Annotated in this window: 19 protein-coding genes and 1 pseudogene; 11 read left to right on the top strand and 9 right to left on the bottom strand. The window is 51.1% G+C overall.

The window, feature by feature from the left end; translation table 11 throughout:
- Nucleotides 1-84 precede the first annotated feature (84 nt).
- From QPL94_RS19120 to QPL94_RS19110, 3 genes are all read left to right on the top strand, one after another.
- The gene (locus tag QPL94_RS19120; RefSeq protein ID WP_285359514.1) at nucleotides 85-1,263 is read left to right on the top strand and encodes an MFS transporter; all 1,179 of its coding nucleotides are present in this window, start codon (nucleotides 85-87) and stop codon (nucleotides 1,261-1,263) included.
- 27 nt (nucleotides 1,264-1,290) lie between these two features.
- On the top strand, nucleotides 1,291-1,995 hold the full coding sequence (locus QPL94_RS19115; RefSeq protein WP_199447427.1) for an HAD family hydrolase: 705 nt from the start codon (nucleotides 1,291-1,293) through the stop codon (nucleotides 1,993-1,995).
- 119 nt (nucleotides 1,996-2,114) lie between these two features.
- Nucleotides 2,115-2,897, top strand: coding sequence for an IclR family transcriptional regulator (locus QPL94_RS19110; RefSeq protein ID WP_199447428.1), 783 nt, complete (start codon nucleotides 2,115-2,117; stop codon nucleotides 2,895-2,897).
- 2 nt (nucleotides 2,898-2,899) lie between these two features.
- On the opposite strand, the gene QPL94_RS19105 is transcribed toward QPL94_RS19110, so the two are convergent.
- From QPL94_RS19105 to QPL94_RS19090, 3 genes and pseudogenes are all read right to left on the bottom strand, one after another.
- Entirely contained in the window at nucleotides 2,900-3,469 is a 570-nt protein-coding gene (locus QPL94_RS19105) for an NUDIX hydrolase (protein WP_227663840.1), read from the bottom strand.
- Between the two features lie 277 nt (nucleotides 3,470-3,746).
- Nucleotides 3,747-3,917, bottom strand: a pseudogene (locus tag QPL94_RS19095) (ATP-binding protein); the annotation flags it as partial.
- A gap of 451 nt (nucleotides 3,918-4,368) precedes the next feature.
- Nucleotides 4,369-5,091: a substrate-binding periplasmic protein gene (locus QPL94_RS19090; RefSeq protein ID WP_285359513.1), complete on the bottom strand. Its 723-nt coding sequence runs from the start codon at nucleotides 5,089-5,091 to the stop codon at nucleotides 4,369-4,371.
- 502 nt (nucleotides 5,092-5,593) lie between these two features.
- Here QPL94_RS19090 and QPL94_RS19085 point away from each other — a divergent pair.
- The 3 genes from QPL94_RS19085 (at nucleotide 5,594) to QPL94_RS19075 (ending at nucleotide 8,963) form a co-directional block, all read left to right on the top strand.
- Nucleotides 5,594-6,208 carry a biliverdin-producing heme oxygenase gene (locus QPL94_RS19085; protein ID WP_285359512.1) on the top strand — a complete coding sequence of 205 codons (615 nt, stop codon included), beginning with the start codon at nucleotides 5,594-5,596 and terminating at the stop codon, nucleotides 6,206-6,208.
- Complete coding sequence (locus QPL94_RS19080; RefSeq protein WP_285359511.1) at nucleotides 6,198-8,312, top strand: sensor domain-containing diguanylate cyclase; 2,115 nt, start codon at nucleotides 6,198-6,200, stop codon at nucleotides 8,310-8,312. Before QPL94_RS19085 ends, QPL94_RS19080 begins: the two co-directional genes overlap by 11 nt.
- A gap of 243 nt (nucleotides 8,313-8,555) precedes the next feature.
- The gene (locus QPL94_RS19075) at nucleotides 8,556-8,963 is read left to right on the top strand and encodes a DUF2384 domain-containing protein (RefSeq protein ID WP_285359510.1); all 408 of its coding nucleotides are present in this window, start codon (nucleotides 8,556-8,558) and stop codon (nucleotides 8,961-8,963) included.
- 117 nt (nucleotides 8,964-9,080) lie between these two features.
- Here QPL94_RS19075 and QPL94_RS19070 read toward each other — a convergent pair whose 3' ends face one another.
- A complete protein-coding gene (locus QPL94_RS19070; RefSeq protein WP_285359509.1) occupies nucleotides 9,081-9,290 on the bottom strand; it encodes a hypothetical protein in 210 nt (69 codons plus the stop codon).
- Between the two features lie 188 nt (nucleotides 9,291-9,478).
- Here QPL94_RS19070 and QPL94_RS19065 point away from each other — a divergent pair, with 188 nt between their 5' ends.
- Nucleotides 9,479-9,703: a hypothetical protein gene (locus QPL94_RS19065; protein WP_285359508.1), complete on the top strand. Its 225-nt coding sequence runs from the start codon at nucleotides 9,479-9,481 to the stop codon at nucleotides 9,701-9,703.
- A gap of 321 nt (nucleotides 9,704-10,024) precedes the next feature.
- On the opposite strand, the gene QPL94_RS19060 is transcribed toward QPL94_RS19065, so the two are convergent.
- Nucleotides 10,025-10,348: a HipA N-terminal domain-containing protein gene (locus QPL94_RS19060; RefSeq protein ID WP_285359507.1), complete on the bottom strand. Its 324-nt coding sequence runs from the start codon at nucleotides 10,346-10,348 to the stop codon at nucleotides 10,025-10,027.
- Between the two features lie 438 nt (nucleotides 10,349-10,786).
- Here QPL94_RS19060 and QPL94_RS19055 point away from each other — a divergent pair, with 438 nt between their 5' ends.
- Genes QPL94_RS19055 through QPL94_RS19045 form a run of 3 tightly spaced genes read left to right on the top strand, consistent with a single transcriptional unit; the run spans nucleotide 10,787 to nucleotide 17,000 of the window.
- Entirely contained in the window at nucleotides 10,787-11,365 is a 579-nt protein-coding gene (locus QPL94_RS19055; protein WP_285359506.1) for a hypothetical protein, read from the top strand.
- Nucleotides 11,362-13,719: a hypothetical protein gene (locus QPL94_RS19050; protein ID WP_285359505.1), complete on the top strand. Its 2,358-nt coding sequence runs from the start codon at nucleotides 11,362-11,364 to the stop codon at nucleotides 13,717-13,719. Before QPL94_RS19055 ends, QPL94_RS19050 begins: the two co-directional genes overlap by 4 nt.
- Nucleotides 13,716-17,000 (top strand): site-specific integrase, encoded by a 3,285-nt coding sequence (locus tag QPL94_RS19045; RefSeq protein WP_285359504.1) that lies wholly within the window; start codon nucleotides 13,716-13,718, stop codon nucleotides 16,998-17,000. The genes QPL94_RS19050 and QPL94_RS19045 overlap by 4 nt, the downstream gene beginning before the upstream one ends.
- Here the strand turns inward: QPL94_RS19045 and QPL94_RS19040 are convergent.
- From QPL94_RS19040 to QPL94_RS21445, 4 genes are all read right to left on the bottom strand, one after another.
- Complete coding sequence (locus QPL94_RS19040) at nucleotides 16,997-17,368, bottom strand: helix-turn-helix domain-containing protein (protein ID WP_285359503.1); 372 nt, start codon at nucleotides 17,366-17,368, stop codon at nucleotides 16,997-16,999. The genes QPL94_RS19045 and QPL94_RS19040 overlap by 4 nt on opposite strands.
- A gap of 54 nt (nucleotides 17,369-17,422) precedes the next feature.
- Nucleotides 17,423-17,701, bottom strand: a complete 279-nt coding sequence (locus tag QPL94_RS19035; RefSeq protein ID WP_199448142.1) for a hypothetical protein — start codon at nucleotides 17,699-17,701, stop codon at nucleotides 17,423-17,425.
- 276 nt (nucleotides 17,702-17,977) lie between these two features.
- Complete coding sequence (locus QPL94_RS19030) at nucleotides 17,978-19,186, bottom strand: Arm DNA-binding domain-containing protein (RefSeq protein ID WP_285359502.1); 1,209 nt, start codon at nucleotides 19,184-19,186, stop codon at nucleotides 17,978-17,980.
- Nucleotides 19,179-19,418: a hypothetical protein gene (locus QPL94_RS21445; protein ID WP_350310656.1), complete on the bottom strand. Its 240-nt coding sequence runs from the start codon at nucleotides 19,416-19,418 to the stop codon at nucleotides 19,179-19,181. The genes QPL94_RS19030 and QPL94_RS21445 overlap by 8 nt, the downstream gene beginning before the upstream one ends.
- A gap of 153 nt (nucleotides 19,419-19,571) precedes the next feature.
- Here QPL94_RS21445 and QPL94_RS19025 point away from each other — a divergent pair, with 153 nt between their 5' ends.
- The gene (locus QPL94_RS19025; protein ID WP_153741779.1) at nucleotides 19,572-19,808 is read left to right on the top strand and encodes a helix-turn-helix domain-containing protein; all 237 of its coding nucleotides are present in this window, start codon (nucleotides 19,572-19,574) and stop codon (nucleotides 19,806-19,808) included.
- Nucleotides 19,809-20,014: the final 206 nt, after the last annotated feature.

The raw sequence follows: 20,014 nt of genomic DNA, 5'->3' as shown, positions 1-20,014 counted from the left end.
GAAGTGATCATTATTACAAAGATATAAATAGGTATCTTAATGGAATCGAAAACTAGTGCCAGTACAGGTACAAGTGAAGTCAGCATGTTGGCGATCTACGCAGCTGCTTTTTTCTCACTGAGCATAACCCTGATGAAGGGGTTGGCTATTCCCCTCTGGTGTATTTCCCTGGGTGTGCCACCGGCCTATATGGGTGTCATTCTCAGTGCCCGCTCTTTTGTGCCATTGTTCCTTTCCATTCATGGTGGTTCCTTGATGGACCAACTCGGTGTTCGCCGAACACTCCTTGTGCTGGCTATTCTCAATGGGCTATTGCCATGGCTTTATCCCGTTTTTCCTTTTGTTATTGCCGTGCTCATTCTGGAGCTGTTTGGCGGCCTGGTCAGCTCAATGGCATGGATCGGCGCACAGACAGCGTTGGCCAGAGTTGCTCAAGGGGATCCGAAGAGTGCCGGGCGCTTCAGCTTCGCCACTAACATGGGGAACCTTGCCGGGCCTGTGCTGGTGGGCTTCGCGTGGAAGTTCGGTGGCCCGATAGCCGGCTTTGGAATTATCTCATTGTGGGGTTTTCTTTTATTCGCTGCCGTATACTGCCTTCCGGTTGGTGACCGACCCAAAGAGTCCATAACATCTTGGAAAAGCCTGATGCCTAAGTGGTCGGTTTACAGGCAGGCTTTTATCATGCTGAAAGAACCGGGCGTGGATCTGGTAGTCTTTGCTACTTTTTTAAGAATATCGGCTTATAGCATTCAAGCCTCTTTTTACGCTGTAGCGTTGGTACATCTTGGGCAGAACGAATTTAACATTGGAATTCTGATGGGTGTTGCTGGACTTAGTTCAGGCCTCGCTACCTTGCTCGGCGCGCCAGCTTCCAGATTGTTTGGCTCTCAGGTTGTTGTATTGATCGGTGGTATATCCACCGCAATCATCTTCATCTCCATGACGCCCTACCTATCTGGATTCAGTATCTTTTTCACCGCAGCTGTTATATTTGGCCTTGGAATGGGGATTTCCTTGCCACTACTTCTTTCAGTTTTATCGAATGCCATTCCAAGAGAGCAGCAGGGGCTGAGCGTTGGGTTAAGATCGACTGCGAACCGACTTGCAGGTGTGGTTGTACCGATTGGGCTGGGTATTGTGATCGAATTGTTAGGAATTTCCCACGGCTTTCTGGTTATTGGCATCGTACTTCTTTTGGTGCTGATCATTGGTAGTGTCGTTTTACTGCGCAGAGCAAAGAAAGTTTCGGAAGCCCTTGGATGATGATCGATTGCTTGAGGTTTGATTAGTATGGCTGGAAAGACCCCCTTGGCTGGCATTGTCTCGGGTAATCGCGACTATTGCCGTGTTGCACTCTTTGATCTCGACGGTACTCTGGTGGACAGTGCTCCTGATATTTGCTCCAGTATAAATCAGGTCATGGCTCATTATTGTTTACCCGTTGTTGAGGAAGAGTACGTTAGAAGCTGGGTAGGGTTGGGAACCCAAACGCTTCTGAAGAGAGCATTCAACAGGTACGTGAGTTTCCACCATAGAATTGTTTCACAAGAGGACTTTCTAAACGCTTACAACTTGTTTTTATCGTTTTACAGGGAAACCAATGGAAGGTACGCCTCTTTATACCCGGATGCACGTACTATTCTGGCGACACTCACGGACCAGAATTTTCGAGTTGGTGTTGTCACTAACCGGCCGGTTGAGTTCACGGGCTCGATAATTTCCAGATTCCGATTGGATGATCTGGTTCAAGTTGTTGTTTGCGCTGATCAGTTTGGTAGTTATAAACCTGAATCGGGTATGCTGGTGTACGCTCTGAGCGAGTTGGGTGGGGAGCCGAAATCGAGCATGATGGTAGGGGATTCTTTTTCGGATATAATGGCGGCAAAAAATGCTGGGGTGACATCCGTCTACGTCCGATATGGTTACCGATCAAATGTCGCCATGTGCGAGCTCTACGCGGATCGTTCAATTGATTCTCTTTTGGAATTAGTTTAGTCTTCGACGCCTTTCGTTCCAGCATGGGTTCTGGTTCTTTTTAGACAGAAGCAGAAGCTCTTTCAGGGGCATCATGGGACCTTCCGGCTAGAGAGCTATATAGGGAAGAGAGTATTTAAATGGCAACACCAGTAAATAACTCGGTTATAAAAGCTTTCCAGATTTTGAATGCTTTTTCTTACGCTGGCGAGAAGCTCACGCTCTCTCAGGTTGCGAGAAAACTGGATATCAATATTGCTACTGCCCACAGATTTTTGACCACGCTGCAGCAGGTAGGCGCTGTGGTTAAAATGCCAGACGGCCACTTTGAGCTGGGGCTTCTACTGTTTACTCTTGGGGGGCGTGTGTCGGTGATTGATGCGATGAACAGCATCGTCCAACCCCACGTAGATGAGCTGGCGGATCAGTTCGGCGAGACTATCCACGCTGCAATTCTGGACAATGACGAAGTCTGTTACGTGGCAAAAGGTGAGGGTGCGCGGAGCCTTACGATAAGGACTCGAATGGGGGCACGGTTGCCAGCATATTGCACAGGAGTGGGCAAAGTTCTGTTATCCAGATTGCCAGATGATTATTGCAAACAGTACGCCAAGACTTGTACCTTTAAGAAGTATACCGATTCTACAATCGGGACTCCTAAACAGCTTCTGAAAGAATTGGATCAAATCCGGACTCAGGGCTACTCTGTAGACAACGAAGAGTTTGAGCGTGGCCTCTGCTGTGTGGCAGTTGCCATTCCCATGCCAACCAGTGAGGAATATCACCTGCAAGCCGCTATTTCAATGTCTGCCCCCTCTGCAAGACTCGGCGAGGAAAAGATAAAAGAGGTGGCAGGCATTCTGCGGAGTCATGCAGAAACCATTGCAAACGAACTTGCTGCTCGAGATATCAGGGAATCATAGACTTAATTTGAGTCCTGATCTACAAGTTGCTGTAGCTGCATCATGATTTTCGCTGTAAGCCCCCATATTTCGCAAGAGTTACATGTGATCGAAACAGTATTAACCTCTCTATCGAAGTATGGCTTGGAAATACGCCTGTAGTTTCTTGCTTCGAGGAAGGTGCTCAGGGGTAGCTCCACGACTTCTTCAACCTCATGAGTTTGTAAAATCCATTCGGTGGGTGGTCTGACTATTGCGACTATTGGCGTTACCTCTATGTGTTGACTGGTGGTACAGCTCTCAAGTACCCCCATAACCTGAACATTCTCCTTCGGTAGTCCGATTTCCTCATTGGCCTCTCGCAAAGCTGCGTTAGTGTGTGAGCCGTGATCAATATATTCAAGTACACCGCCGGGTAAACAGATCTCGTTAGCGTGATTGTTCATGCTCGAGGCTCTTCGATTGAAAATCACTTGTTCGCCATATGGACCCGGGACTATACCAATCAGAACTGCAGCCTGCGTATATGTCGGGTTGGGTGGATGAATTCTGTCTCTGTTTAGCAGGGAACTTATTCTGCGTGCTATCGACATACAGCTATCAGTCCTTGGTACCCCCCATTTTTAGAGGGGCTCAAAAGTAGACATTAGACCATCATGGCAACTTTTTGTTGAGGAGCAATGCCTTCGAGTCCCATATTGGGTCGTTCGTGATTGTAGTGCCAGAGGCAGCGGGTGGCATAATACTGGACCATTTCAGTGCTGTCGAACAGATACTATGCTAACCAATTGTGTAAACCGCTGAAGGTTGCCACCCATTTCACGTGAAGCCTGCCACGCATCGGAGCGTAGCGACGCGGGATTTCTCTTCTTACTCCGAACTCGCAGTGTCCGTCAACTTTGCTTGTCGTTTTCGCATGGATTCACCCAGGAAATTGATCTTGGAAGCGTTGTGAACGAGCCGGTCCAGAGTGGCGTCGCCGATAACCCCATGCCATTCCTCAATAGGTAGTTGGCTAGTGGCGATGTTGGAGCGCCGGCCCGTATGATTTTAGCCATACATTTGAGCATCGTCTGAGAAGGTGCATTAATCTGCGAGGACTGGTGAGTCTGCATTTGCATACGCTGACAAGTTTACACCGCGTGGGGCATTTAAACATCATGGTTGGCGCTTCCAGGGTCCTTCCGGACATCTTATCTCTTTGAACCGCTGCCCCTGATGTCTGCTAATGATTCAGCTTTCATCGCAGCGGCTAGGAATAATCCCCGTATTTCAAACTTAGCAAATAGAGCCTAAGTTGCTCACACCTCTGTTCCTTCATCAAATGATCTCTTGGCCAATCGGGCAAGATCCGCATTCTCGATCATTCCGGGTTTGAGACAGCTGCCTGCGACTGCTACGCCGCCCTCATCAACAGGTTGCGCATGGTGTTCAGGATGGGTTGTGCACAAGATTGAAGTGACGCAGAATTCGAGTAAATCCGTTGATGAACTCAAGGCGACTTCTCTATCTTTTTCATGCCATGGCCCAAAGCTTCCGCAAACTCAGCCCCATCATCTAATGCCGGCGAGAACGCAACGTATAAGGCTTCCTCGTTTGCAAGTCCGGCATGTCGCAAAGGGTTTTCCTGACCGCTCAAAGCGAAGTGGTAATTTAAAACCCTTTCTTCTGCCACGAGCACATCGATACGGCCCAGCCCCAGCATTTCTACAAGCCGAGGTAAAACTCGATCACCCCTAAGAATAACCACGCGGGATTCATTATCCTGATTTTCTTTAATGTAATCCTCATAGAGCCCGCCATAAGAGTAGTCTTGGATCACACCAATACGTATGTCCTTCAAGGATTCAAGCCCCTGGTACTCCCAGGCGCTAGTGGGGAGAGTAAAGAAACTATGGTGAGCATTAGCCAGAGGCTCAGGTGGAAAGTGAAAATCTGGCGTTTCAGAAATCCCTGTTCCAACGATCGCATCATACTGACCGTCTCGGACACTGATAATTGCCCGGCTCCAGGGAATTTCAATATATTCTAACTTGAACCCTTCCTCTGCTAAGGCGGATGCCGCCTTCTCAACCAGAACACCGCGATGGTCCGGATGGTCATTGCAGTTAAATGGACACCACTTGTCACCCACTAGAGTTATGGTTCGCTCCTCTGCGAGGCTGCCCCCAGCTAATAAAACACATAAAAAAGCTAAAATGGAGCGAGGCGCCATTTAAGTCTCCTTACGACAACTGTCCATTCGCTGACTTAACAGCATAGCAGTAGATGGCAGAGGGGTGCCCTTTCCATGGTGCCCTCAGCACAATCCCCAATCAGAGGCCGTGCTCAAAGGTAAAAATTGCTGTGTAGTCTTGTCGGAAAATCCCACTGGTCAGGTAACCAGAGTGAGCATAGTTTAAATGCTTCAAGCTGCGCATGCAGAACCAGTCCCTGGTCGTAAAATCGGATATGACAAAGGAGCGACACACCGTAACGTGGATCGAAGATACCTATTTTTTGATTCGTGATAGTCTACAGCAGCAAAAATGATTGAGTGCGCGCTACATGGAGGCCGCAAAACTAGCAGCTTGCTCCGGATAGACAGACGGGTCAAAGCTGCTCATCACTTTCAAGTTGTCCCACCGACGCCACTTCATTTCGACCAGTAGAATCTACAGAAGCCGTCATTTTATTTCTTCTTTGCTCGCTCCCTTTTCCCTAGGCTCGGAGACGCTATGAGTCAACCAGTATTGGAACAACTGCGTGAGCAAACCCGGCCGGCCCATTTGGCTTTGGAAGCTCAGCCATTATTGAAGCGAGTGCTCTCCAGTCGGCTGACGGAGATAGAGTACGGCCAGCTGCTGCAGTCCATGTTGGCGTTTTACCAAACACTGGAATCGAAGCTGATCCCCGCGACAGCGGCCCTGCTTGAGCGACATCCAGATCCTGATTATCGGTATCTGCCTCGCGTGGCGCTACTGGCCAATGACTGCCGGGTGCTGGGTTGTGCATCCCCCGGCTTGATCCATCCTCCGATAGAACTTCGGCTGGAAGGCAGTGGGGCTTATCTGATCGGGGTACTCTATGTGATTGAGGGGTCTACCCAAGGCGGCCGGTTTATTGCCAAACATCTGGCTCAGACACTGGGTCTAGATGAGAATTCGGGCGCAAGCTTTTTTAACATTCATCAATGGAACAACTCCTGGGCCGCTTTTCGCAGTTGGTTGAGTACAGATTTGGAGCGACACTATCAGGATGACACCAGAAGCATTATTGAGGGGGCTAATATGACGTTTTCTACTCTTCATACCCACCTTGACCAGTGGCAGCTATTTGCCCATGGGAGATAACGCCCTTTATTCAGAGGCGGAAATAGAAGCAGCTCTCGCCATCTGTGACAGTGAGCCGGTCCGAATTCCCGGGGCCATTCAGCCGTTTGGCATTCTGATTCGCCTTGACCGGGAGCTCACCTGTGTTCAACAGGTGAGCGCCAATATTGAGGCTTTCCTGGGCGTTTCTGTCCACGAGAGCCTGTCGGTGTCGCCTCAGATGCTGCTGGGCAAGAAAGTACATCGCCGTTTGCGTGAAGGGCTTGCTGACAGTGACCAGTTGCCGCCAGGGCTGGTTGTTAGCCGGGAGGTACAGGGTAATGCCCAAAGGCTTCATGTTGCTGCCTTTCGCTCCGGCGATTCCGTGGTGGTGGAGTTGGAACCCGTTGAGCCGGGTACCCGTTATCGCTGGCTATCGCTGGTCAATGAACATCTGAAAAAGTTGGTCAATACCGATACTGAAGCCGCCGTGCTGGATGAATTGGTAGCGGCGGTCAGGTCGATTACCGGTCATGACCGCACGCTCGTCTTTCGATTTGATGAACACTGGAATGGTCGGGTGGTGGCGGAAAGTCATAACGAACGATTATCGTCCATGCTGAATCATCACTTCCCCGCCAGTGATATTCCCCCACAGGTGCGGGCACTCTACGGGGTAAACCAGCTCCGTTTTATAGCCAATACCTATCAGGACCCGGTGCCCCTGGTGCCTTCTCTTGAAACATCCGTAGACCTGAGCCTGGGAGCTCTGCGTGCTGTGTCCCCAGTACATCGCCAGTATATGCAGAACATGGGAGTCGCCACTTCAATGTCCGTGGCTATTTACTCGAGCACTGGGCTCTGGGGCCTTTTGACCTGTCACAAGCGGGATGCGGAAGTGTTAACGCCCTCAGGGCGCGACAGCGTGGCGATCCTGGTACGGGTGGCCGCCCAGCGCCTGTTTTTGCTGCAAGCGGAGGCTGAGGCCCGCTTTCGGAATCAGGTCCGCCAAAACCGGATAGTACTGGCGCGTGAAGTGCTGGAGCAGGGGCCAGAGCAGATCCTTGCCGAATATGCCGCGGAGTGGCTGCGATTGTTTCGGGCCAGCGGAGTGGCTTTGGTTTACCGCGATCACACGTCTCGGCATGGTTGTACCCCGGTAAAATCCCAACTGTTTGATTTGGCGGCCTGGCTTGCGGAACAGTGGCGTGAGCTCAACCCGTGGTCCACCATCAGTCTGGCGGAAGCGGGGTATCCCGCAGTCGACGAGCTTGATTGTGGCTGTTGTGGGCTGTTGGCCATGCCCTTGGTGATAGATGTCACTACCCGAGGCTGGCTGTTTTTCTTTCGCCGGGAACAGGTCGAAACGGTCGACTGGGCGGGGGAGCCGAAAAAAATACTCGAGCGGCAGGATGACCAATTGAGACTTACGCCGCGACAATCCTTTGCCGTATGGCGGGAAGAGGTGCGTGGAAAAAGCCTGGCCTGGCTGCCACAGGAGTTGGTGTCAGCCAGGGACCTGGGTGACGATCTGGCAGTATTGGTTTCGTCTCACGAAGTGACTGATTTGAACGAACGCTTGCAGTCCGAGCGGGAGGCGCTTGCTCGCGCGAATGACCATTTGCACGAGCTGGCAACCACCGATTCCCTGACCGGCGCAATGAACCGCTATCGAATCGAGCATCTGGTGCAGGTATTTCTGGCCAATGCCGAACGTTATGGCCATTCGTTTTCTCTGGTGCTGTTTGATATCGACCACTTCAAGGAAGTAAATGATACGTACGGACACGATGAAGGAGATCGGGTTCTGAAAACCCTGGTTAACAGCCTGGAATCCTGCTTACGGGAGGGTGATCAGCTGGGCCGTTGGGGCGGTGAGGAGTTTCTGGTACTGGTGCCCAACACGGAACTAACAGGTGCCACAGAATTTGCCGAGAGACTACGGGCTCAGGTGGCGGCAACGGATTTTGGTTTGCGAGACCCGGTGACGGTAAGCCTGGGAGTTACAGAGTGGAGGAAGGGAGATAGCCTTAAAACCTTATTGGTTCGCGCCGACAGCGCTATGTATCAGGCGAAAAAGTGTGGCCGCAATCGAGTGATTACGGAGTTGGAAAAATCCGGCATGCCGCCCAAGAACGAGAATTAGTTAACCACGGGCTAAGCCGGTTTTCGCTGGCGCTCCAACCGGCTTAGCCCGGCATTGAGGCTGTGTAGAAGTCGAAGTTGGAGATAAGTAGAAGTTTGCCGTTGAGCCCCCCCCAGAAGCGAGACGCGAACCCTAGTGCCGGAGGGCATTTTCGTTGTCAGCCGAAAGCGATAGAATTATCAAGTCTAGGGATCAAAAGGGCTCCCTGGTTGGCAGTTAAGCTCACAGTCGGAGCAGATAGTTATGATCGGTCCACATGAATATGAATCAACGCCAAATGACCAAGAGGGTTTGATAGGCCATGTTGCGCTCAAGGGCTTCTTTGGTATCTGTCGCGAGTGGGGGTGCTCTCAAGAAGAGATGATTCAAATGCTCGGTGGAGTTTCGGACGCCACTTTCGCTGAGTATCAGACGCTGCCGTATTCGAAACCTTCTCATGACTTGCTAGAAAGAGTGAGCTATATCCTGGGCATCTATAAATCCCTGAGAAAGATGTACCCGAATGCTGAGCGCGCCAACCGAAGAATTCGCCTCGCCACCAGCGATCTGCCATTTGCTGGATCGTCCGCCCTTGATTTCATGGCCAGTGGGTCAATGAAACAACTGGCCCAGACGAGACGTTACTTCGAAGCAAAGCAAAATTCAGAATGAAGTTGTTCTCGGTCTGATTGAACCCATATCAGCAGGCGACGATGCCCGATGTTGCGTTTATGGCGACGGATACGGCTTCCTCGTCCGAACTTGGAAACGATAGTTTCACTAGGTCTGTCACTTTTTTAATACGCCGTTTTTGATCAAAAAGTCCTCGAGTGTCTCTCCAGGCTCCGCTGGGCCGTCTGTCGTTTCGTAATCTTCCATACCCTTACAGATGAATCGACGAATCAACTGTTCGACGGTGATGTCCAGTTCAGCGGCGCGGCGTTCCAACAAATCCGGCATGGTTTCCCGCTCACTGAAAATTATTTGGATTACCGGCATATCGGCGATTCCTGCAAATCGGTTTTAACGAAATTGTACTACTTCGCGTCGTTTACGGCATGTTGGCTCAGCGACATCGCTAGCGGGGCAGCCGCACGTTTTGTCGGGGCCGGATAAAGATAGCTGGATCTCGCGTTGCATTTTCAAAAGGTCTATTACAGTGGATGTAAGCACAGAGGAGAGAGCTTATGAATTGGACCCTTGGAAAAGTCAGCACCGCCGTGTATACGGCTTGTTTTGTAGTTGTTGGACTGTTGGCCCTCAACGGCCATATCGGGTCCGTGGACTTCACTTCTCCCATTGGCTGGATTTTGACGGGTTGGCTGGCGTGTTACACAACCATCATTGTTCTTCTGGTTTCTGGGACGGTGCGTTGGCTTTTCATGATGTGCACTGGACAAACAGGCTCGTGAATATCTTTGCGAGCACCCTAATGTGGCCTTTTCCCCGAATCCGCATGCCCCGTGTGCATAAAGGCCAGGCGCAATGAGCTCCACAAAATCTTTCTGTCGGGTCGGTGAGTGAAAATCCGGAAACTTTGTTATGGTTATGTTGAGGAGGTGCGATGACTACTGAATTTATGATAACTACGGGCGCGCTCTTGATGGCTTCCATCGTTGTGATGATTGCGATTGATATTTTTCGTGGTCGAGGCTCTTAAACTTGCTTAATGAATGGGCTATCGATTGGTCCAATCGGCGGCGAGACAGCTTGCCTTGCCGATATCGCTGGCATCACTCTTCAGACTCAATCGTAACCGCACCGGCGAGATCTTTGCCGTTGTTGACGAGCAAGGTGAACTCGTCCAAAGGGTCTATGCGTTGCTCAAATGCCTGTACTCGTCTCAGCCATCCCTCCGAACATAGTCCGCTGAAATAGGGAGGCAGGCCTTCCGATTCGTAAGGCTCAGGTAGCAGAGGAAGGTTCAGGCTCAACGGCCTACCCAACCGAAGGTAATCCTTGTCGTATTGAAATCGAATCCTACCGCCGATACGTTCCAGTCGCCCCACATAATTTCCATGCATGCTCACGCTGGCCCTGGTTTGAAAACGACTCATGAATTCCACCTCTGTGTCTCTTTGGGGAGATTGATCGCATTGGCCTTTTCTGAGTATCGTTCTTCGATGTTATCGACATCAACAAAGCAATGCGGCTACGCTAAGCGTAACCGTATTATCGAAAATGCAAGGGCCTTGGCATGACTATCGAATTCGCATTAATCGGAACAGGCGTTGTTGTACTTGCAACATTTGGGCTTATGAATCTGATGGTGTGGATTGCGTCCAGGAGATAGGTATAACCTGCGGAGTTTTTGCCGGGTTACGGGCAAACTCAAAGATTTTGCATGCCCATCAGGCGTGCCCCCCCTCTGCAAGATCCGTAAACCGGAAAAAATTAAGTAGAGGCATAAAAACAGCGTCCTCTTTACGCAATAAAAAATGACAGTTGTCCACAATCTTCCCTGATCAGAAACGAATTCTTAAAGGGGAAGAAACATGTCATTTCTCGAATCTCATAGCGCACCTCCGTTCAGAAAGAAAAATATTCTTGTTCGTCAATTGAAGTCCGCGGAAGCGCCCAACTGTGAACTTGCGTTGTCTCACCTGGGCTTACCTTATCCAACCTCAAGTATTGATTCACTCTCAGTGAATGCAGTTCGATTACTGACGTTTTTACAGCCGATGGTTGTGACCGAACGTGATGGCGAGTTTATTGTCATTGCCAATCATCGGACTTTTGAGTTTGTAGGCGCGCTTGATGGCTCCGAACGTGTGCCGGTCTGGATTGTCGATGTAGCCCCTGCGTCCGCACTTTATGCAAGCTTATACTCCCAGGGCACATTGCTTGGTCTACTGGTGAACTCCCTCTCATCCAAACACGGGCATGCGGCGCTGATGGGGTTTTGGAACCTCGTCGACGAAGAGGATAAACGATCGATTTCCCCCAAATTACTGACGAAGTCAGGGTTCGCTGCCTTAACGGGTATCAATCGGCGGGCTAAGGAAGCCGAACCTCAAATGGTGAGATCACAGTTCGGAGCGCTAATGGGAGAAGAGGAGGGTGAAGCCCTATGACATCCATGATGCAAGATGCCCCGCTCAAAGAAACACTTCAGTTGGCACCAAACAACCTGGGCAGCGAGCGAATTTATCCGTTCGTTTGGCGGCTATGGCCGGTTTTGGTCCAGCTGGACCAGAAATTTCAAGCGTTTGAGCGAGATTTTCTAGACGCGAAGAATTCGATGGAGGTTTCGCTGTCAGAGGATGGGTTTAATCGGATATCAGCCCCGAAGGGATTCATGGGGGCCTATCCTCAGCACGCAGCCCTTTTAGAGCTGGCGCAGCGCCCAAAGGTGTCTGGCCAACTCACATGTCTGGTTGCCGCCATAATCGTCACAAGGGCACGCTGGGAAATCGTCGCCATGTCGAGTTTGCCAGAGTCCATGACGGAGGATGAGAAAAAAGCATGGTGCCATGCGCGGCTGTGTGAGGTTTGGCGTGCTATCCGACTCCTATCCAAAGCTTGCCAGCGAAAACTTCCTCCCAGCACCAACTCACTTGCCGAACTTCACGATTCACTGGAGCACGCTTTGGCCAGCGTCCCCGATGACGAAAATTTCGGGCACGAGCGCCTCATTCCAATCAAGAACTTCTTGGCTACTTTTCTCCAGGATAGAAAACCAAGAAGTCGCAGTTCCAGTGTCACCATCGAACAAAATTCAGACGAAAGGTCGATTGAAACTGTCTTCACAGAGACAGGGGACACCGGGTGCGTGGATACAGATGGAGTCGATTTTTTAACAACAAGATTGAGCGACGTTGAGGTTAGGGGAAGTGATCATTTTCGTGAAGGCAATGCACCCTCGGAACTCACATCAGGGCCGATACTTCGGCGTAGCGACAAGCATCTTCAACTGCATAAAGGAGACTCGACCGCCGCAGCGATGATGCGCGGACGTTCCAAGTCGATTCATTGTCGACGATCATTACAGCTTCTGCCCGGACGGTGGGGCGAACTCACCCCGTACGATCTGATTCACCTTGTGGACGCACTTCTGTCTTCAGCGTCTCCGGTTCTCGCGTCGGCCATCTCGCTCATCATACTAACCGGTCGCCCCCTGTCGGACGTGTTGAATGCTCGGCTGGTTCAAACCAGAAGCCAGTTGCCTGAAACAGTGGAAAGTCATGATCTGTATCTCATCAAAGAGGAAATGGCGTGGGCGACTGGGGTAGCACGTCCGGAATCCCAAAAAAGGGCGGAGCGGTCCTGGCGATCAGTTCTCAGGAAACATGCGAGCGCGCTGATCTTGCCGTTTCCGAGATACTTCTGGACTGAGCTCTTCAAACTGCCTGTGCCAAATGTCGATGGAAAAAAACGCTCTGTCGCCTTGTTTAAGGGGTATAAACCTGGAGAGCTCGAAAAAGAGTTGAAAGAACTTCTGCGGCATATCAACAAAGAACAAAGAACCTCCCTCACCCTTCATCGGGTAGAAAACTCGCTCTTTGTCTTTTTGCGATTGGTCACAGGTGACTTGGCCGATGCGTTCCTGATCACGGGGAAGCAACCACCGTGGGGGCAGTCTGCCTCAATCTATTACCACAGTCGTTCTATAACGGAACTGACCAAGCTCTATCAAAAGGCTATCGGACAGACGTTTTGTCTGAGTAATTTCGAGAACGGTTGGCTATCCTCGCCATCAACGTTGGACGACGATAAAGTTGTCGGGTCAAGGCTTTCGCCCTCGGCCGCCGCTCTACAGACACTTGTTGGCGACCTCGTTAATCGGGTTATCGCTGACGAAGCGGCCATGCAGAGTGAAGGAGGTTTCATTCGCTTCCATAACAGCTTTACCAGCTACTGCGTCATGATGACGCTGTTTGGAACCGGATATCGGGCTGTCAAGGACCCGATAGAAGATCGAAGATTTCTGAAGCTTGCCCCAGCCTTCCCAGCGTGGCCAACCCTTCTGATCGTTGACAAGACGACAGACGGTTACGGCCATGGCAGGACGGTTGCGCTCGCTGACATTCTGGTGGAACAGCTAACCGCATACGAACGACATACTGAAATTGTAAAAAGTCGGTCTTTGGCTCTTGGTTTACCGCAGGCAAGCACCGGCTTTTTCTTTTATCTCACGGAGGATGGTCGTCCTGAGCGACTAACGCCGACTTCTCTTTCTGCAGCGCTTAGCTGGGCATACCGCAATCTGCCGTTGAATCTCAACCGCCATTACCTCAGGGCAGGGCTTCGCCGGAAGCAGATCCCGGGCCCAGCTGTTGACCGGTTTATGGGTCATTGGACCCTTGGCCAGGAACCGATGGGGCGTTTCAGCGGTGCCGATCCCATCATGGGTGTCCTGAAACTTCGGGAAGCAGCCAATGAGCTACTCAGCGAAACTGGATGGAAAGTTTTGGGAGGACTTTCATGACAATCGTGTGTAATGAGTGTTGGAAGGGATGGACAGACTTACTTCCAAAACCAAAGCGCAATGGTTCTGGTTCCAATACGGGCGAGGAGCTTGGCTCCTTCGAGCGTGCGACTTCTCGTTTCAAAAGGAGACGGCGGGAGTTTGGAGCGATCATGTCAGTGCTCCAACAGCACTACCCGCAACTCTACCAGGGTTATGAAAACATCCGCATGGCAGACGATGAGGTTACGCGGCTGGTCGACACCGTCTGTGAAGGCGCAAGTGGAGAAGAATTTTTTGATCGTCAGCGTCTACTGCAGCGAGGGTTGACCAAAGGCGTTAAGGAGCTTGGCTGGGATTTGGCACCCCCAAGTCCCTTGATGAAAGAGCGAGTGGAGGTGCCGCCCCTGACACCGGATACGGTGAAATACTGGGGCAAATACGAGAGCCTTTTGGCATTGTTGTTGGATGACACCGATTTTAGTGAGACCGAAGAAGATCTGAGGCAAAGATTGATGGCCGGTCAGCTGGTTCTCAGTCTCGTCGCCCACAACTTTTTGTTATCCACCTATTGGGTAGCCGGCATTGGCCCGGCTATTCGTCGAGGCGTCAGCTATTTCGAGCATCTCGCTTGGATAGATTTGAGGGCGTGCGATATTGATAAATCCCCACGTTCGCCGCAAAAAAGCGAGATGCCCTCCGAGACAAGGCGGTTGTTCCTTGCACCGCCGACACAACTTTTACTGTATCGATTCTGTCGTAATTTCGGCGGGGTGTGGCCGGACAGGCATCCTTCGTCGCTTTTAGAAGACTACACAAATTATGCCGCCAGTGACTGGCCGACTGAGTTCCGCTCGTTTCAGGGCGTCCTTCGCTCGGCTCGAACGGGGGCATGCTCCCGATTGCCCGGATTTCTGCGTCATTACGCCGAGTCCAGAAGCGTTGCGCCTTCCTGTTCCGAGCATATCTGGCATCGTCTTGTGACAAACAGAATCCAGCAATCGACCGGTAAATTCGAGCCAGAAGAACAAATTGCTCCACTTGATAGCCTTCCGGAGAAGTTAGTTAAGCCTCCGAAATTGAGAGATCAGATCTCGCTATACAAACAGTTGCTATCGGCCTTGCGGTCAGAGGATAGGGCTGTACTGTTTTCGAAAACCAGGGCAGTGGAACGGCTGAATCCTTTTCTTCAAAGGTCTGATATGGCTCCGATTCTTCGGCTTTTAACCGAATGGTGCGTTTGGATACTGGAGAATGGCTCCCGGTGGGGTAACGAACTTAAAGTGTCCTCGGTCCTTACATATCTGACACTCATTGGACCACACCTGGTCTCTCGCTCGGGCGATGCGGAGGATCCGGACGCCATGGAACAGGACGATTGGGAGGAGTTTTATGAAACCTGTCAGGTTTCAGCCTCCGGGCGGTCGGACTTCGGAGCACGGCTTAAGGACTTTCACGTTTTCCTGATGCAGTCGCGGGGCTATCCACCGGCCACTATTCTGGACGAGGGCGGCGATACTAAGGTTGATGTCAATTTTCTCTCGCCAATAGAGTTCCGAAGAGCGTTAGAGCTTGTGGATCAAACTGGCGACAGTCAGGACTGGAGGGATCTCCGAAAAGTGGCGCTAATTCTCGGTTATCGGCTGGGATTGCGTCGCCAGGAAGTTCTGGGCCGGCTGGTTTCCGATTTTCGATTGATCAATGGCCAACTTGTTGAAGTGGTTGTCGCCAACAACCGAATTTTTCGAGGAAAAAGTAACTCCGCGACCAGAAAACTACCGGCTGAATTATTGCTGTTAGGTCTTGAGTGCCGGTTAATCGAACGTGTGCTTGAGAGGTGGCGCCTACTGAATCCCGGAAAGACGAACCGGCCATTGGTTTCGCTGACGGGTATATCCTATTGGCCAGCCCTTCAAAAGAAAATTTTCGATCCAATAACCGCCTGTCTACGGAAGGTAACTGGTGAGCGGGGGTTTCGGTTTCATCACCTCCGTCACTCTTTCGCCTCTTTGGTTGCCGTTCGGCTGACGGAAATGCTTCCGGATAGCCAATTGCCATCATGTTGGCTGAAGACAGAGGAAGGTGAAAGGCTCACTCCGGGGGAGAGTGTTTATTTTTGGGAAGAGGCTGGGCTGGCGGATCCGGCTCAAGGTATCTTTCTTTGCGCGCAGTGGCTCGGCCACGCATCCCCTCAGCAAACATTGACTACTTACTGCCATCTAATGGACTGGATGTTAGGTGATCGCTTGGCATGGCTATGGCGGGTTAAAGGGCTCGGTCCTTCTCAGCAAAGCCAACTGACTGGTAAAACGCCTGTTGCCGTTGAAAGGCTTCGTACCCGGAGTGGTGAGCAGCGAACATACTCTTTCTACGACGGTTCTCAGAATCTACTTAGGCAATTTTCAACGGTTAACCCAAAAGAGGCACCCGAGGGTGAATGGCTACCGCGGGAGAGGCTTCTAAAGCAGAAAGTGAATGTCGATCCTTCGACAACGCCATGGTCCTATCTTTTGCCCTATCGACTCCAATTATTGGCTGAGCAGATCAAAATCAGAGACTCCGTAGGGCATGCTGAAGCTATCCATAAGGCGGCTGCGTTGCTTGACCTACCTCGTTCTGAGGCCGAACGGTGGGATTACAATGCGCAGTTCTTTATGGGTCTAAAAGGAAAGTATGAAACGCGAACCGACAGGCACCGGCGGCGACTGCTTTCGATTGATAATAAGAGTGTGCGTCGTGGGCTGGATGCAAAAATGCTCGAGAAACGCTCGCCTGAATTGCCGTTCTTTATATCACCCCCAAACACTCCGGTCACGAGACAAGCGGGCGCAGTGTGGTTTGAAGCGCTTATTAAATGGTTGGATCAGGAACCCGTGACAGCGTTGGAAACAATCAAGATGCTGTTGGAGGCCGTTCGCCGAAACGAAGGCGAAATAAGGGTGAAAGGCGAGATGGCGAATGTCCGTTTCGTCGAGTGTCTTAAAGCTCTGGGCTTGAAATCCTCCATTGATGTAAGGCTAAGGAAAGTGCCCGAATCGAGAAAAAAAGAGTATATGCGAACATGGGTTCGGAATCTGGGAATTAGGAAGCGGCAGGTGAAAGTAGTGTCGGAGGTCAGTGAGGCAGCAAAGAGCTCGGGCGTTGACCTGAGTGTCTCCGTGAGGCCCCCGCGTGAATTGAACCGGGAGCAAAATCTTTTCTGGCCGACATTTCGATTTGCTTTGTTGTCGGTCGCAGTGATTCACTTTAATGGGCCATGGGATGTGCCAAAAGGTCTGGAATGGGAGGGCCCAATTTCTTAATGGCTTTCCTCATCAGCACGAAAATCACGCAGTAGTTCCTGCTTCTGCTGAATCTTCGCAAAGGATGAGGGTTCGTGTAGTTCAATGATGCGAAGCATAAAGCGCCGAAGTCTAAGTACCTCTTGACGGAGGGCAGGGACATCGCCGATGGTTTGTCCCTGTCCCTGTCCCTGTCCCTGTCCCTGTCCCCGGATGTCCAGCGCTTGAATGATTGAAGCCTTATCAATTTGTCGTCGGCCAGTGTTATCTTTGATCGAAACGAGCCGTCCCGAACGGATCATGCGGTAGATCGTTTTCGTGGAGACGCGGAGAACACTGGCTGCCTGGATTACGGTGAGGTGAGTGTTTGAATAGGGTTGGTCTGACATGTTTTCTCCTGTCCTCAGACATGGCCGGGACATTGTCTCGGCCATGTCTGTTGCCTAGATCGACGGACGCAGTCCGAGAGGGTAGAGCTCTTCGATGATCAGCACTGGGTCGGGGAGATTGGGCATTTCAGATAGCCGGACCAAAACGGTTTGGCCATCCATTGGCAGCGGGTTCATCGAGCTATGCTCTCGAAACCAGAATGCTTGAAGCTGCACCCCATAATGGTCGAGGGCTATCTTCCAGCATATCAGTCCGTCGTTGGCATGGATGAACTCGGTCGTCTCGGCTTTGGCCCGAACAATTCGCGTGGTCAATGGTGATACATCGTTCATCGTTCTAGCTCCCAAAGGGTCAGGTGGCGATACAGTCTCAATTTCAGCTCGTCTAATAACTGAGGTCTGGCAAGTCTCTGAAGCTCTGGCAGCTGCCAACGGATCCATGTACAGACAGCCCTTTCGACTGACGGTTCGTCACCCGCTCCGAGAACGTGCACCAGGGATGAATCACGAACCAGATTCAGATCGACGCACAGAGCTCTGGCGAGACTCTGGAGTTCAGTGTTCAAATAGTGCTTAACTCCCAGAGCCCCGAGAACGTCGCTGTATGTCTCACTTCTCATTGAACACCTCCTCGGCCGATGCATGGGTTGAACTATCGAACTCGGTAAGAAGCAATCGCTCAAAAGCTGACCCATCCCGTCGAGTGAGATTCGGCACGTACCGTGAATACACCCGAAACAGCATTTCAGTTGTTGTGTGGCCCATCTGACGAGCAATCCACTCCGGGTTCTCCCCGGCCGCCAGCCACAACGTAGCCGCCGTGTGGCGTGTTTGATAAGGACGTCGCTTGCGTAAGCCCAGGTGTCGAAGCAGGGGGTACCAAACCCGCTTGGTGATATTGTTATGGTTCAGCGGGCTACCGGTCCGGGTGCAGAAAACGAAATTCATTTTGCCCGTCGCTTTCTTCTGATCGTTCAGCGCATCTACAACCAGTTGGGACATTTCAATGGTGCGGAAGGAACCATCGTTTTTGGTGTATTCCAGGCGTCCCTGAACCAATGCCTGACGAACCAGAATCTGGCGCCTTTTGAAATCCACGTGGTCCCATTGGAGCCCGTCGATCTCACCCGTGCGCATCCCTGTGAAGAAACGAACGATGTAGTAGTTTCTGAAGTCCGGCCGAACCGTATCGATAATCTGTTTGACCTCATCGATACTGAATGGCTCGACATCCGTCCGCGGGACCTTCAGTGATTTAATCCCGTGATAGGGTGAGCTAAACTCAAATCGGTTGGCTGCTTCGCTGAGGATCATGCGCAATGGCGTCATGATTCGGTTAATACGACTGGCTGAAAGATGTTTTTCGCTCCGGGTTGTAACTTTGGCGAGTGAGGCCCGGAAATCGAGAATGTCTTTCTTGGTGATGCGGCCAACCTCTTTTTCCCCAAAATAGGGGTTGAGGTAGTTCTTCAACGTTCCCTCCACTGTTGAGATGTGTGACTGGCGCCACTGGATCTTCATTTCGTCGAGCCAGTCTTTCGAGAAGGCTTCGAACAACGGCGTGTCGTGTGCTTCCCTGGCTCGTTGTACTTCTGCCTGCCTGGTGAACTCCTTTGCTCGCGGGCTGTTGGGGAAGTAGTGGTGGTACTCGAAGGTACCCAGTGTGATTTCTGCCTCTATTCGTTTGAGGATGCTTTCGAGCTTTTTACGGTTCGATGCAGTGTTTTCCAGTGCGGTTTGCTCGCGACACCGCTTACCCAGATAGTGAAAGTCAAAAAACAGTTTTTGCGTGGACTCACGCACTCGGATACTACCCATTCATCCGTCCTCCATTAGCCATTGGAATTGCGATAGATTGGTGGCCTGACTGCACCCCCATGTCCCGCTCGATGGGCTCCCACATGTAAAGAATTTTTCGTCCACCAAAGGGGCGGATGTAGTGAATTCCCTCAATCAGAACTGAATCCTTTAGACGTTCCCGAATGGTTCGGGCGTCATAGCGAATTCGCGCAGCAAGTTCATCTGTTGTTAGGTATTCGGTTGTCGACATAATTAGCTTTTAACCTCTTTTTGTAGCGCACAAGCTACATATTAATACGGAAAACATCGCTGTCAAGCATCTTTTGTAGCGCTTGGGCAACATTAGATGTGATTGTGCGTCGCCTTTGGTAAGCTGAGACCTTGCAAAGAGGGGGCAAGCGCGATGATCAGATTTCGGCTAAAAGAACTGATTGCCGAGAAAGGATTTCAAGAAAATCGAAGGGTTACGCTGGATGAAGTTTCTAGGGAGACGGGTATCCACAGAACGACACTATCCAAGATAGCGAACCAACGCGGCTACAACACAACGACCGAAATTTTGGACAAGCTTTGCATGTACTTCGATGTAGAGCTGCAAAAAGTGGCGCAGTTTGTTGAGGATCCTGAGGGTGAGAGTTGACTCCTTACCACTGGGCAGGGGCTTCGTGGCTTTTTGCTCTCGTTTTCCAGAAGTGATTCGAGCTCCACGTATTGCCACGCACCTCCCAGTTCGAACAATTTAGTGATGGTTTCTTTAGCTCAGGGTCTCATGAATTGTTTGCTATTAAACAGAAGCGAACATTCGCGGCAATCATAATACCGACGGCGGCCATGTCTTTGCCGACC

Origin of the sequence: Marinobacter sp. SS13-12 (genome assembly GCF_030227115.1) — a bacterium.
Classification (GTDB): domain Bacteria; phylum Pseudomonadota; class Gammaproteobacteria; order Pseudomonadales; family Oleiphilaceae; genus Marinobacter.
This window is presented reverse-complemented; position numbering and strand designations above follow the sequence as displayed.

What these genes read in the sequence shown, in the direction of transcription:
- QPL94_RS19120 (WP_285359514.1), top strand. Translation starts at nt 85, where the DNA reads ATGTTGGCGATCTACGCAGCTGCTTTTTTCTCACTGAGCATAACCCTG.
- QPL94_RS19115 (WP_199447427.1), top strand. Translation starts at nt 1,291, where the DNA reads ATGGCTGGAAAGACCCCCTTGGCTGGCATTGTCTCGGGTAATCGCGAC.
- QPL94_RS19110 (WP_199447428.1), top strand. Translation starts at nt 2,115, where the DNA reads ATGGCAACACCAGTAAATAACTCGGTTATAAAAGCTTTCCAGATTTTG.
- QPL94_RS19105 (WP_227663840.1), bottom strand. Translation starts at nt 3,469, where the DNA reads ATGTCGATAGCACGCAGAATAAGTTCCCTGCTAAACAGAGACAGAATT.
- QPL94_RS19090 (WP_285359513.1), bottom strand. Translation starts at nt 5,091, where the DNA reads ATGGCGCCTCGCTCCATTTTAGCTTTTTTATGTGTTTTATTAGCTGGG.
- QPL94_RS19085 (WP_285359512.1), top strand. Translation starts at nt 5,594, where the DNA reads ATGAGTCAACCAGTATTGGAACAACTGCGTGAGCAAACCCGGCCGGCC.
- QPL94_RS19080 (WP_285359511.1), top strand. Translation starts at nt 6,198, where the DNA reads ATGGGAGATAACGCCCTTTATTCAGAGGCGGAAATAGAAGCAGCTCTC.
- QPL94_RS19075 (WP_285359510.1), top strand. Translation starts at nt 8,556, where the DNA reads ATGATCGGTCCACATGAATATGAATCAACGCCAAATGACCAAGAGGGT.
- QPL94_RS19070 (WP_285359509.1), bottom strand. Translation starts at nt 9,290, where the DNA reads ATGCCGGTAATCCAAATAATTTTCAGTGAGCGGGAAACCATGCCGGAT.
- QPL94_RS19065 (WP_285359508.1), top strand. Translation starts at nt 9,479, where the DNA reads ATGAATTGGACCCTTGGAAAAGTCAGCACCGCCGTGTATACGGCTTGT.
- QPL94_RS19060 (WP_285359507.1), bottom strand. Translation starts at nt 10,348, where the DNA reads ATGAGTCGTTTTCAAACCAGGGCCAGCGTGAGCATGCATGGAAATTAT.
- QPL94_RS19055 (WP_285359506.1), top strand. Translation starts at nt 10,787, where the DNA reads ATGTCATTTCTCGAATCTCATAGCGCACCTCCGTTCAGAAAGAAAAAT.
- QPL94_RS19050 (WP_285359505.1), top strand. Translation starts at nt 11,362, where the DNA reads ATGACATCCATGATGCAAGATGCCCCGCTCAAAGAAACACTTCAGTTG.
- QPL94_RS19045 (WP_285359504.1), top strand. Translation starts at nt 13,716, where the DNA reads ATGACAATCGTGTGTAATGAGTGTTGGAAGGGATGGACAGACTTACTT.
- QPL94_RS19040 (WP_285359503.1), bottom strand. Translation starts at nt 17,368, where the DNA reads ATGTCAGACCAACCCTATTCAAACACTCACCTCACCGTAATCCAGGCA.
- QPL94_RS19035 (WP_199448142.1), bottom strand. Translation starts at nt 17,701, where the DNA reads ATGAACGATGTATCACCATTGACCACGCGAATTGTTCGGGCCAAAGCC.
- QPL94_RS19030 (WP_285359502.1), bottom strand. Translation starts at nt 19,186, where the DNA reads ATGGGTAGTATCCGAGTGCGTGAGTCCACGCAAAAACTGTTTTTTGAC.
- QPL94_RS21445 (WP_350310656.1), bottom strand. Translation starts at nt 19,418, where the DNA reads ATGTCGACAACCGAATACCTAACAACAGATGAACTTGCTGCGCGAATT.
- QPL94_RS19025 (WP_153741779.1), top strand. Translation starts at nt 19,572, where the DNA reads ATGATCAGATTTCGGCTAAAAGAACTGATTGCCGAGAAAGGATTTCAA.